This window comes from Vibrio sp. 10N.261.46.E11, assembly GCF_041472735.1.
In the GTDB taxonomy this organism is placed as follows: domain Bacteria; phylum Pseudomonadota; class Gammaproteobacteria; order Enterobacterales; family Vibrionaceae; genus Vibrio.
Genome location: NZ_JBFRQW010000017.1, coordinates 93,346 through 105,171, shown reverse-complemented (window position 1 = coordinate 105,171; position 11,826 = coordinate 93,346). Strand labels below are relative to the sequence as shown.

11 protein-coding genes are annotated in these 11,826 nt (G+C 43.5%); 4 read left to right on the top strand and 7 right to left on the bottom strand.

The features are described 5' to 3' along the window. Window positions 1-66: 66 nt before the first annotated feature. The 3 genes from AB4407_RS05680 to nagA all read right to left on the bottom strand — a co-directional run bounded on the left by AB4407_RS05680 (window position 67) and on the right by nagA (window position 4,089). Window positions 67-1,653 carry a cation:proton antiporter gene (locus AB4407_RS05680; protein ID WP_372119456.1) on the bottom strand — a complete coding sequence of 529 codons (1,587 nt, stop codon included), beginning with the start codon at window positions 1,651-1,653 and terminating at the stop codon, window positions 67-69. Window positions 1,654-1,735: 82 nt separating this feature from the next. Next, window positions 1,736-2,950 (bottom strand): ROK family protein, encoded by a 1,215-nt coding sequence (locus AB4407_RS05675; protein WP_372119453.1) that lies wholly within the window; start codon window positions 2,948-2,950, stop codon window positions 1,736-1,738. Window positions 2,951-2,952: 2 nt separating this feature from the next. Then, on the bottom strand, window positions 2,953-4,089 hold the full coding sequence (nagA, locus tag AB4407_RS05670) for an N-acetylglucosamine-6-phosphate deacetylase (RefSeq protein WP_012604541.1): 1,137 nt from the start codon (window positions 4,087-4,089) through the stop codon (window positions 2,953-2,955). 475 nt (window positions 4,090-4,564) lie between these two features. Between nagA and nagE the strand changes: the two genes are divergently transcribed. After that, window positions 4,565-6,121: an N-acetylglucosamine-specific PTS transporter subunit IIBC gene (gene nagE, locus AB4407_RS05665; protein ID WP_372119451.1), complete on the top strand. Its 1,557-nt coding sequence runs from the start codon at window positions 4,565-4,567 to the stop codon at window positions 6,119-6,121. Window positions 6,122-6,423: 302 nt separating this feature from the next. Continuing rightward, entirely contained in the window at window positions 6,424-8,091 is a 1,668-nt protein-coding gene (gene glnS, locus AB4407_RS05660) for a glutamine--tRNA ligase (protein WP_372119449.1), read from the top strand. 138 nt (window positions 8,092-8,229) lie between these two features. Here glnS and fcrX read toward each other — a convergent pair whose 3' ends face one another. Beyond that, window positions 8,230-8,679: a ferric iron uptake transcriptional regulator FcrX gene (gene fcrX, locus AB4407_RS05655; protein ID WP_048606469.1), complete on the bottom strand. Its 450-nt coding sequence runs from the start codon at window positions 8,677-8,679 to the stop codon at window positions 8,230-8,232. A gap of 207 nt (window positions 8,680-8,886) precedes the next feature. Between fcrX and AB4407_RS05650 the strand changes: the two genes are divergently transcribed. After that, a complete protein-coding gene (locus AB4407_RS05650) occupies window positions 8,887-9,390 on the top strand; it encodes a DUF4442 domain-containing protein (protein ID WP_372119447.1) in 504 nt (167 codons plus the stop codon). A gap of 96 nt (window positions 9,391-9,486) precedes the next feature. Here AB4407_RS05650 and fldA read toward each other — a convergent pair whose 3' ends face one another. The 3 genes from fldA to AB4407_RS05635 form a co-directional block, all read right to left on the bottom strand. After that, window positions 9,487-10,020, bottom strand: coding sequence for a flavodoxin FldA (fldA, locus tag AB4407_RS05645; RefSeq protein WP_009847329.1), 534 nt, complete (start codon window positions 10,018-10,020; stop codon window positions 9,487-9,489). A gap of 57 nt (window positions 10,021-10,077) precedes the next feature. Beyond that, window positions 10,078-10,296, bottom strand: coding sequence for a DUF2788 domain-containing protein (locus AB4407_RS05640; protein ID WP_372119445.1), 219 nt, complete (start codon window positions 10,294-10,296; stop codon window positions 10,078-10,080). A gap of 108 nt (window positions 10,297-10,404) precedes the next feature. Beyond that, window positions 10,405-11,166 carry an alpha/beta fold hydrolase gene (locus AB4407_RS05635; RefSeq protein ID WP_372119443.1) on the bottom strand — a complete coding sequence of 254 codons (762 nt, stop codon included), beginning with the start codon at window positions 11,164-11,166 and terminating at the stop codon, window positions 10,405-10,407. A 93-nt stretch (window positions 11,167-11,259) separates the two neighbouring features. On the opposite strand from AB4407_RS05635, the gene seqA reads away from it, so the two are divergent. Continuing rightward, window positions 11,260-11,799 (top strand): replication initiation negative regulator SeqA, encoded by a 540-nt coding sequence (gene seqA / locus AB4407_RS05630; RefSeq protein ID WP_012604536.1) that lies wholly within the window; start codon window positions 11,260-11,262, stop codon window positions 11,797-11,799. Window positions 11,800-11,826 lie beyond the last annotated feature (27 nt).

Sequence of the window (11,826 nt, the reverse complement as noted above, 5' to 3'; positions counted from 1 at the left end):
AACAAAAACCTCTCAAAAGTGCAAAAGAACAGCAATTTTGAGAGGTTAACGAGACAATGTTTATGACTAGATTTTACTTATGTTAGGGTTTAGCTGCTCACAAACGTGGCGAGCAAAACCGCTACCTGCTTCGCTATAAATGTTGAACGCTGCATCGACACCGTTTTCTTTTAATGTTTCGAGTTGATCTGGATATTCAGCAATAGCCGCAATTTGGCCTTTAAAGTTACGTGACTTCAATTGCTCTAAAGCGGTTTGATTACCTTGGTGGTGAGGCATAGCCAAGATCACTAGCTTTACGTTTGCTGTATCTAGAATTCGTTCCCAGAAATCCGGGTCAGTCGCGTCACCAGAGATCACGTTCCTGCCATGGCTTCTGTGATTGTGCGCGGCTTCTTCGCGAACTTCAACACCTAGGCTGACTTTGCCATAGCGAGAGCGTAATTCGTCATAAGCACCAGTACCAATTCGTCCCATACCAAGAATCAGCACTTGGGCCCGACCTGGGTCAATTCGCTTATCACGTTGGTGAAGCTTTTCTGCGGCATGTTCTTTTAACCATTTACCAGATTGTTGATAAAGCTTGTGACCAGCTCGGTTTAGAGGTGCAGCGATCAAGAACGACAATGAAACCGCTATCGCCACCGCCACCAAGATATCACCAGACATCCAACCCATCTTGAAGGCGAGACCACCAACGATGAGGCCAAACTCGCTATAGTTAAACAGTGATAGCGAGGCAAGTAGAGACGTTCGAACACGGAACTTAAAGCGGTTAAGCACTAAGAAGTAAAGAACGCCTTTCACTGGAAGTAATAATAAGAACAATACTGCAAGCATAAAACCCTGAATAGTTGGCTGTTCTGACAAGCCAATATTCAAGAAGAAACAGACAAGGAAAAGTTCTTTAAGGTTAAACAGCGACTTTGATAATTCTGAGGCTTTTGGGTGACCAGCAAGTAACATACCTAAAACAAGAGCCCCCAAGTCTGGTTTCACACCAACCAAATGGAATAAACCAGCACCGACGACTAATGCGAAGAAGATGCCTGAAAGAACCAGCATCTCACCGTGACCAACCCAATCGAGCACTTTGTAGAACAGTGGGCGTAATAAGGGTAGGGCAAACAGAGCAATCGCATACCACTCAGGTATTTTGCCCGTAGAAGCCGTTAAGAATACTACGGCGAAGATATCCTGCATGACCAAGATACCAATCGCTAACGTTCCGTAGGTCGCATTCATTTCGCCTTTCTCTTGCAGAGTCTTAACCGCAAATACCGTACTAGAGAATGAAAGAGCAAAACCGAGCAGAACGATCTGTTCTACCGACATGGCAGCTAGCGATGAAATACCTAAGAACTTAAAGCCAAACAGGGCGACGGCGAAAAACAGAGTGGACAAAAGGTTGTGGATTGTCGCGCCAGCCCAGATCTCTTTAGAGAGCAGGGTTTTAATATCGAGCTTTAAGCCAATCGTAAATAGAAGCAGGGTGACACCAAGATCAGCCAAGGTAATGATGGTGTTATTGGTTTCAAAACCCAGAGCAAAGAGCCCAAAACCAGCGACCAAAAAGCCGACCAATGGGGGAAGGTGACACTTTAAAGCAATAAATCCTGCAATAAACGCAGTGGATATTAATATAAGTTCCATAACTTGTAGTAGTAGTTCCCTAGCTTGAAAAACGGGCCGTGTTTATACAAACACGGCCCGCGGAAAATCAGAATGGTTTTCTTTAGTCTTCGAGTAGCTTTTGAAGTAGCACGCCGTTGAGCATGGCACGCTTAATCATTGCAAAAGCTCCCATCGTGGGATGCTTATCGATCTGTGATGCTACAATAGGCAGGCCGCTATGGAAAGCCGTTAACGACTGATTCTCTACATTGCGCTTAATTGCAGGGAAAACAATCTCTTGTGCCTTGGTAATATCACCAGCAATGATTACTTTCTGAGGGTTAAACAGGTTAATCGTCATCGCGATAGCCTTGCCTAATTGGTTTCCTACTCTAACTAAGCTTTGCTTCGCGAGTTCATCGCCATTGATTGCGTGGTCACAAACATCTTGAATCGTAATATTTTCAAGTTCAGTTAAAGAAGACTCATAGCCTTGCTTAATGAGTTTCTGTACTCGGTCAACAATAGCAGGGTTTGCCGCTACGGTTTCAAGACAACCGAAGTTACCACACTGGCATTGTTCACCTAACGGATCAATTTGGATATGACCAATCTCACCCACGTTACGGTTATGGCCTAAGAAAACCTGACCATTAACGATGATGCCTGCGCCAGTACCACGGTGAACACTGACAAGAATAGAGTCTTGGCTGTCTTTACTTGCACCGAAGTAGTGCTCAGCAAGCGCCATTCCTCGAACGTCATTGCCGACAAAACAAGCCACATGGAAAGTGTCGCGAATAATGTCGCTTAATGCGAGGTTATCGATGTCAGTGTTTGGCATGTACTCAACAACACCGGTCGTTGGGTTAACCAAGCCTGGAAGGGTAACACCAATAGCAATCAGTTGGTCGATTTTTGGCTGATGCTCAGCAATGAAAGCCTTCAAATTATTTACCAAGCCTTGGGTAAGGTCTGATTGGTCTGAATAATTCAGGTCTTGCTGTTGGAAAGCCAATTCACGACCGCCAAGGTCATGTAGGCTAATTTGAATATAGTCTCGACCTAAGCGCACTGCGGCAGAATGAAAAGGTTCTACTTCTGTGGTTAGGGAGATAGCGCGTCTACCGCCAGTAGACGCTTGCTGCGCAACCTCTTTGATTAGGCCGCGCTCTAAAAGTTGGCGGGTAATTTTTGTAACACTTGCCGGTGCGAGTTGGCTTACATCAGCCACTTGTATACGACTGATAGGCCCTTGTTGGTCTATTAGTCGGTATACCGCCGCACTGTTTAGTTGTTTAACTAAGTCTACGTTACCTATTTGTCCGCCATTCATACTTAATTGTGCTCGTATTGTCCGTTAACAACAGTCGCTTTAACGTTAAAGTCTCGGTCAAATACAGCTAGGTTTGCAACCATGCCTTTTTTGATTCGACCTAGCTTGCTTTCTACACCGATAGCCGTAGCTGGGTATAGCGTAGCCATGCGAAGAGCTTCGTCTAAAGCGATACCAGCGTGCTCAACTGTATTCTGAACTGCTTCAATCATAGTCAGAGCTGAGCCGCCCAGTGTGCCGTTTTCATCAACACACTTACCATCACGGTAATATACTTTCTTACCGACAAAAATAAAGTATTCCATGTCAGCACCTGCAGGAGCTGTGGCATCCGTCACTAATACCAACTTTTCTCCCTTGATTTTATGCGCAATTCTGATGTTTGCGTAATCAACGTGGAAACCGTCGGCAATGATCCCAGCGTAAACCTCTGGTGTGTCGTAAATCGCGCCTACAACGCCCGGTTCACGACCGACCATAGGGGTCATTGCATTGAATAGGTGAGTAGCGAACGTGATACCAGATTCGAAGCTTTGGCGAGCTTCTGCGTAAGTCGCGTTTGTGTGGCCGATAGAAACGACAACGCCAGCTTTGTGTAGGCGTTCGATATGTTCTGGGTCATTCAGCTCTGGAGCCAATGTTACTTTTGCAACAAGATCACTATTCTCGCAAATCAGTTCAATCATTTCGCTGTCAGATTTGCGAATGTGATCGACGCTGTGAATACCTTTTTTCGCAACGTTTAGGTATGGACCTTCAAGGTGCAGACCTAGAGATTGGTTTTGGTATTGGTTGTGGTATTCGCGAGCTGCAGTGATAACGGCACGCATATCTTCGTCTGAAGAGGTGATGAGCGTAGGCAAGAAGCTAGTACAGCCTGATTTAAGGTTTGCTTCGTGCATGATCTGCATTGTTTCTGCCGTGATCTCATCGTTAAGCATTACACCGCCACAACCATTCAGCTGTAAGTCAATGAAACCTGGGCTTAGGTTTGCTCCGTTTAGATCGCGAACCTCGATTCCTTCTGGCAATTCAGAGATAGGACAGACTTTTTTGATCAGTTCATTTTCTATTACGACGGCATGATCGGTTAGAACATCACTACCAGTGTAAATTTTACAGTTACTTAGCGCGTACATAGTCAGCTAATCCTTATTTCGTGAGATCTTTTAAATTTGTTCGTTACCTAAATGTGGACTTAGTTTGCGAGCATCATTTACGTAACGATTTATCTTTTATGGGCGAACGGCTTCAAAATGGGAAGCTATTTAAGTTGTTGAAAAACATACGAACAATTGATCTTTATTATACATTCAGGTTCATTGTTAATGATTATTCATAGGGTAATCTAAAATTAGGAATATCATGTTTTTGCCTAATGATTAGATTTGAATTTTATCTATAAACGCTCATTTTTTTGAATGATAAAATAAGTTTTATGATCTCGCTAGCAAAAACCTCTGGATTTGGTAAAAACTGGTGATTAGGATCACAAATGGTAAGGTTTTAATTTGCGGGGCAAAATTAATTGAATACACTGAACAGGACTAAATTGAGCGACTAAAATAAGTTTCTCAAATGAATTCTAAAAAATCCTATAGGGGGAAACAACTGGTGAATATTCTAGGATATGCACAGAAGCTAGGTAAGGCATTAATGCTACCTATCGCAACACTTCCGATTGCGGCGCTTCTACTACGTTTAGGTCAAGGTGATCTACTTGACATTCCATTCATGGCGCAAGCTGGTGGCGCAATTTTTGGTAACCTACCACTGCTATTTGGTCTAGGTATCGCGATTGGCCTTTCTAAAGACGGTAACGGTGCAGCGGGTCTTGCTGGTGCAGTTGCTTACTTTGTACTAACAGCGACAGCAACAACAATTAATGCTGACGTAAATATGTCATTCTTCGGCGGTATCTTCGCTGGTATCATCGCAGGTCACTCTTACAACGCTTTCCATGCAACACGTCTTCCTGAGTGGCTGGCATTCTTTGCGGGTAAACGTTTAGTACCTATCATGGCTGGTCTCTTTGCACTTGTTGCAGGTGCTGTGTCTGGTGTGGTTTGGCCTGGTGTTCAATCTGGTCTAGACGCACTGGCTCACGCAGTATCAACGTCTGGCGCTATCGGTCAATTCGTTTACGGTACTCTTAACCGTGCACTTATCCCTGTAGGTCTACACCACGTATTGAACTCATACTTCTGGTTCGGTATGGGTACATGTCAAGAAATCATCGTTGCTGGTCAAGGCGCATTCGCTAACATCACTCAACTTTGTGTTGACCCATCACTAGCGAAAACTCTCGTTGTTGGCCAAGAGCACACATTCACATTCGCTAACTCTGTAACTCCAGAAATCACTACTGTAGTTAAAGAAGTGACTGAAACTGTTAAATCTGGCGACCTACACCGTTTCTTCGGTGGCGATAAAGGCGCTGGCGTATTCATGAACGGTTTCTTCCCTGTAATGATGTTCGGTCTACCAGGTGCTGCACTAGCAATGTACTTAGCTGCTCCTGCTGAAAAACGTAGCCAAGTTGGTGGCGCACTGTTCTCAGTTGCATTCTGTTCATTCCTAACAGGTATCACAGAGCCGCTAGAATTCATGTTCGTATTCCTAGCTCCTGCTCTATACGCAATGCACGCTGTATTTACAGGTCTGTCTCTAGTCGTTGCAAACATGTTTGGTACTCTGCACGGTTTCGGTTTCTCTGCTGGTCTAATTGACTTCGTACTGAACTGGGGTCTAGCAACTAAACCATTCCTACTACTACTAATCGGTCTTGGTTTCGGTGCTCTATACTTCTTCACTTTCTCTTTCGCAATCCGCGCTTTCAACTTGAAATCGCCAGGTCGTGAAGATGATGAAGCTGCAGTTGCTCCGGCTGGTGACGCACCAAAAGGTGAAGTTGCACGTCAATACCTAAAAGCACTAGGCGGTCACGAAAACCTAACTTCAATCGACGCTTGTATCACTCGTCTACGTCTAACTCTTAAAGACCGCTCTATCGCAGATGAAGCTGTTCTTAAGAAGCTTGGCGCTAAAGGTGTGGTTAAACTAGGTGAGAACAACCTACAGGTTATCCTAGGCCCACTAGCTGAAATCGTAGCTGGCGAAATGAAAGCTATCGGTGCAGGTGAAGACCTATCTGATGTAAAACTTCCTTAGTAACGGAAGTGCTTAAATAAGATGTATAATTACTCTTAAATAAGTTACAAATTGAAAGCCTCCCACACGGGAGGCTTTTTTGTGCCTACTGTCTAGGGGCAACGAACACGGTTCGTTCTATTCTTCATCGAATAGCAGAAATAATCGCAATTAACGGACGGTTCTTATTGTGCAAAGGCTAAGAATTGTGGATGATTAGAAACAATGATCTTTCTATCTTAGACTGGCGCTATAAGTGACCGTTTTCTTGGAGACGAAAGATAACTTTCTCTGACAATACTAAATACATAGAGGTGCTATAGATGAGTGAAGCTGAGGCTCGTCCATCGAATTTCATTCGCCAAATTATTGATAAAGATTTAGCGGATGGTACACACAGTAGCGTGCATACTCGTTTCCCGCCGGAGCCAAATGGCTACCTGCACATTGGTCACGCTAAATCTATTTGCTTGAACTTTGGTATTGCTCAGGACTACCAGGGACAATGTAATCTTCGTTTCGATGATACAAACCCTGAAAAAGAAGACGTTGAATACGTTGAGTCAATTAAGAATGATGTAAGCTGGTTAGGCTTCGAATGGTCTGGTGATATTTGTTACTCATCAAACTACTTCGATACGCTTTACGCTTATGCTGTGGAATTAATTAATAAAGGCTTAGCGTATGTTGACGAGCTAAGTCCTGATCAAATCCGTGAGTACCGTGGCACGCTAAAAGAGCCAGGTAAAGCGAGCCCATACCGTGATCGCAGCCCAGAAGAGAACCTAGCGTTGTTCGAAAAAATGCGTGACGGTGGCTTTGAAGAAGGTAAAGCGTGTCTACGTGCTAAGATCGACATGAGCTCTTCATTCATGGTGATGCGCGATCCTGTTATCTACCGTGTTCGTTTTGCTCACCACCATCAAACGGCTGACAAGTGGTGCATTTACCCAATGTACGACTTTACTCACTGTATTTCTGATGCGCTGGAAGGTATTACGCACTCTATCTGTACGCTTGAATTCCAAGATAACCGTCGTTTGTACGATTGGGTTCTAGATAACATCACGATTGACTGCCAACCTCGTCAGTATGAGTTTAGCCGCCTGAATCTTGAATACACAGTGATGTCTAAGCGTAAGCTGAACCAACTTGTAGTTGAAAACCTAGTTCAAGGTTGGGATGACCCACGTATGCCTACTATCTCTGGCCTACGTCGTCGTGGTTTCACTTCTGCGTCTATCCGTGAGTTCTGTAAGCGTATCGGTGTAACTAAACAAGAGAACATGATTGAATTCGGTTCACTTGAATCTTGTATCCGTGACGACCTGAACGAAAATGCACCTCGTGCAATGGCTGTTCTGGATCCAGTTAAGATCGTGATTGAAAACTACGATGCGGATAAAGTAGAGACACTAACGGTTGCTAACCACCCGAACAAACCTGAAATGGGCACTCGTGAAGTACCATTTACTCGTGAAGTGTGGATTGAGCGTGATGACTTCCGTGAAGAAGCAAACAAGAAATACAAGCGTTTGGTTCTAGGTAAAGAAGTTCGTCTACGTGGTGCTTACGTGATTAAAGCTGAGCGTATCGAGAAAGATGCGGAAGGCAACATTACGACTATCTTCTGTTCTTACGACAACGAAACACTAGGTAAGAACCCTGCTGATGGCCGTAAAGTGAAAGGTGTTATCCACTGGGTATCGGCTGATAAAGCATTGCCTGCTGAGATTCGTCTTTACGATCGTCTATTCACTGTGGCAAATCCAGCTGCAGCTGATGACTTTGCAGCAACGCTAAACCCTGAATCACTTGTTACGCTAAATGGTTTTGTTGAACCTAGCCTAGTAGAAGGTGTTGCAGAACAAGCGTACCAGTTTGAACGTACAGGTTACTTCTGCGTCGATTCGAAAGACTCTAAAGCAGACGCTCTAGTGTTCAACCGCACGGTTGGCCTACGTGACACTTGGGGTAAAACTGAAGCTTAATGCTTGAGTGTTTAGCTTGTTAAAAGCAACCCAATAAAAAACCGGCCTAGAGCCGGTTTTTTGTGTCTGAATAATATCGGTTATTCGTACTTATATAGTGACCATATAAAAAACGCCGGCCTAAGCCAGCGTTCTGTATTACTTCTTCGCTTTATGCGCGTCTGGATTGCCTTTGCAATCTCCGCTAATGCTTTTGCCGTACAAGTACAAACTGTGGTTTGTCAGTTGCACGTTGTAACGCTGAGCAATCTCTTTCTGTCTTTCTTCGATGATGTCATCAGAGAATTCGATCACTTCGCCACAATCTAAACATACAAGGTGGTCGTGGTGGTGCTGTGTAGAAAGTTCAAATACAGACTTGCCGCCTTCGAAGTGGTGACGAGTTACAATGCCAGCGTCATCGAATTGGTTAAGTACTCGATAAACGGTTGCAAGACCGATTTCTTCACCTAGGTCGATCAGCTTCTTATATAAATCTTCAGCACTAATATGTTGGCAGTCTGGCTGTTGTAATACTTCTAAAATTTTGAGCCGTGGAAGGGTCACTTTAAGACCTGCATCTTTTAGCGCTTGATTATTGTCTGACATATACTTTCCTGTTGATGATCTGCAGCAATTAACAGAATTCAATATTAATACCATTATAGTTTAGTCAGGCATAACAATAAACCACGAACTTCAAAGGGTTACTTACTGACATCACAATCTGTTTTGTAAATTGGAAGTATCTCACTTATAGTGGAGGTACGACCAGTCAAGTGACGGTGTTTTTTGATATGAACATGGATTGTTGTTATGAATAAGCAACTCGCAAAAATATATAAACCTAATATTGTAAAATTTGCACTCAATATTTGGCCTCCCTTTTGGGGCTCGGGAATTCGAATAGCCCACATTAGCGCTGACTTTAGGGTTGTTAAGACTGTGCTCAAGTTGCGGTGGTGGAATAAGAACGCCAATCGTACTCAATATGGAGGCAGTATCTTTTCTCTTACCGATCCCGTTTACTCGTTAATGTTAATGGGGATTTTAGGTGAGCGATATTATGTTTGGGATAAAGAGGCGAGTATTAACTTTATCAAGCCTGGTCAATCCGACTTGTATGCAGACTTTGAGATAAGCCAAGGGCAACTTGAGGATATCTATCGTCAGACACAACTTGGTGAGAAGTGTTTCCCCGAATTTATCATCCACGTTAAAGATAAGCAGGGAAGTGTGGTTTCGGAAATTCAGAGAACTCTCTATGTGAGAAAGAAGCCACAATTTAGAGATGATGAAGCACTAGAAGCTGAGTATTAATTGGTTACCATTGAATAGCAAAAAACCTCCCAGAAGGAGGTTTTTTCATATCTACATAACCGTCATTAATTGTAACAATTAACAACCGCTAATGAATTAGTCTTCTAGCTCTGCTAGGCACATCTCTTCGTGGATTTGTTTAACCCAGTTAGATACACGCTCATCAGTCAGCTCAGGTTGACGGTCTTCATCGATACATAGACCAACGAACTGGCTGTCATCGCCTTCAACTAAACCTTTCGATGCTTCGAATTCGTAGCCTTCAGTTGACGTGTGACCTAGGATAGTACCGCCTTTTGCTTCAACGATATCACGGATAGTACCCATAGCATCGCAGAAGTATTCTGCGTAATCTTCTTGGTCGCCACAACCAAAAATCGCAACAAGCTTAGTTGAGAAATCAATAGCTTCTAGCTCAGGGAAAAAGTCATCCCAATCACATTGTGCTTCGCCGTAGTACCACGTAGGGATACCAAGCAGCAGCAGATCGAAGTTATCGATATCTTCTTTGCTGCTTTTTGCAATGTCTTGAACTTGAACGAGCTGCTTGCCCAATTGCTTTTGAATCATCTTAGCAACAGCTTCAGTGTTACCTGTATCGCTACCAAAGAAGAGACCTACACTTGCCATAGAATCATTACCTTTCATTTTGTCTGTTGTCGGTGTAATAAAGTTCGGAGGAAATCGTTAGATTCCAGATCCTTCCCAGCTTAGTTGGATTATCCCTTTTGCGATAAAACCTGCGCAGCCAAGGAAAAGTACTAACCATACGATACGACGACCAAATGCAGGAACATTCCCCTGCTTTAGAACGTCTTTAATTGCCATTCCGATTAGAAAGAAAATCGCGGCAAACAGAAGATCTAAACCAACAGATTCAATGATGTTCATGTAGTCGTAAAGCATGGGAACCTTATATACCAAATTTGCTTGGGCGCACTATATCACTGTTGTGAGATAAAGTTAATCTGCTGTGATTACACAGCTCTCATTTATATCGACTAATCAACCCATCTAAGTGATGAATTTTCTTATTGCACGGAGCACTTCAGCGGGCTTTTCCGCGTGTAGCCAATGTCCAGTATTGGCGATAACATGTGCCTTTGCGTTGGAAAACTGCTGTTGAACGGCGGTTTGATGCTCAGCCGTCAGATAATCTGAGTCACCACCCTTTATTAGCAAGGTTTTGACTGAGGTTTTGTCAATCGTTTCCCAACCAATAATCTGTGGGTAGTTGCTTAATAGCGAGGCAACGTTGAAACGCCATTCCATGATGCCTTGTTCTGATTTAAACAAAGATTTCGTTAAGAACTGGCGAACCCCATCAATTTCGATATGTTTTGCGAGGACCTTAAGCGCCTCTGAGCGTGATGTCGGTTTTTCTTCTATCACAGCTTGTAGGCCTGCGAATACGTTGTCGTGACGACTTTGGGTGTACGCGACTGGTGCCATATCTAAGACAATCAATTTATGCAGCGTCAGATGTTGTGTCAGTGCCATCGCTACCTTGCCGCCCATCGAGTGGCCAATCACAGTAACACCATCTAACTTAAGATCATTCAGCAGTTGAGCCACATCTTGTGCCATAGCTTGATAATTATGAGTGTCACTATGGAAAGATTGACCGTGATTGCGTAGATCGATGCTAAGTACTTGATGATCGGCTTTTAGATCCCTAGCGAGCAAGCCAAGGTTGTCCAAGTTACCGAATAATCCATGGATCAAAACAATGGTGTGACCCTCACCTTCAATTTTATAGTTGAGCTGTACTGACATTTTTATCTTATTCATGGTGGGTTTGACGTAGAGTATCCGCGCGGATCTCGCTATAATCCCCTAGAGTTTAAACATTGAGATTGTGAAAAGCGAATGAAAACAATTGAGGTTGATGAGGACCTATACCGTTTTATTGCGGGTCAGACAGAACGTATTGGCGAAAGCGCTTCAGATATTCTGCGCCGCTTGTTACTGGTTGATAACCAAGGCACGGTTCCGATCGAAGAGATCGTTGAGCCAAAAGGTATCGTTGTTAGCAAAGAGGTAGGCTTTACTCCAGAGAAGTTCGATGGCGTTAAAGAAATGCGCTCACTACTAATATCAGATGAGTTTGCATCACTAAAGAAAGCCATTGATCGTTTCATGCTTGTGTTATCAACACTGCATAAAATCGACCCTTTAAGCTTTTCAGAAGCAACTCAAGTAAAGGGCCGCAAGCGTGTTTACTTTGCAGACAACGAAGCGACGTTGTTAGCAAACGGCAACACAACTAAGCCTAAAGCTATTCCACAAAGTCCTTTTTGGGTTATTACGAATAACAATACAAGCCGAAAAAGACAGATGGTTGAACAGCTTATGAGCCGCATGAATTTCCAAGCAGAATTGATAGAAAAAGTAACAGGTTCAATTTAACGAAATCTGATTTAAACCTCATAATAT

Coding starts and splice junctions, on each gene's coding strand:
- AB4407_RS05680 (WP_372119456.1), bottom strand. CDS start 1,653: ATGGAACTTATATTAATATCCACTGCGTTTATTGCAGGATTTATTGCT.
- AB4407_RS05675 (WP_372119453.1), bottom strand. CDS start 2,950: ATGAATGGCGGACAAATAGGTAACGTAGACTTAGTTAAACAACTAAAC.
- nagA (WP_012604541.1), bottom strand. CDS start 4,089: ATGTACGCGCTAAGTAACTGTAAAATTTACACTGGTAGTGATGTTCTA.
- glnS (WP_372119449.1), top strand. CDS start 6,424: ATGAGTGAAGCTGAGGCTCGTCCATCGAATTTCATTCGCCAAATTATT.
- fcrX (WP_048606469.1), bottom strand. CDS start 8,679: ATGTCAGACAATAATCAAGCGCTAAAAGATGCAGGTCTTAAAGTGACC.
- AB4407_RS05650 (WP_372119447.1), top strand. CDS start 8,887: ATGAATAAGCAACTCGCAAAAATATATAAACCTAATATTGTAAAATTT.
- fldA (WP_009847329.1), bottom strand. CDS start 10,020: ATGGCAAGTGTAGGTCTCTTCTTTGGTAGCGATACAGGTAACACTGAA.
- AB4407_RS05640 (WP_372119445.1), bottom strand. CDS start 10,296: ATGCTTTACGACTACATGAACATCATTGAATCTGTTGGTTTAGATCTT.
- AB4407_RS05635 (WP_372119443.1), bottom strand. CDS start 11,166: ATGTCAGTACAGCTCAACTATAAAATTGAAGGTGAGGGTCACACCATT.
- seqA (WP_012604536.1), top strand. CDS start 11,260: ATGAAAACAATTGAGGTTGATGAGGACCTATACCGTTTTATTGCGGGT.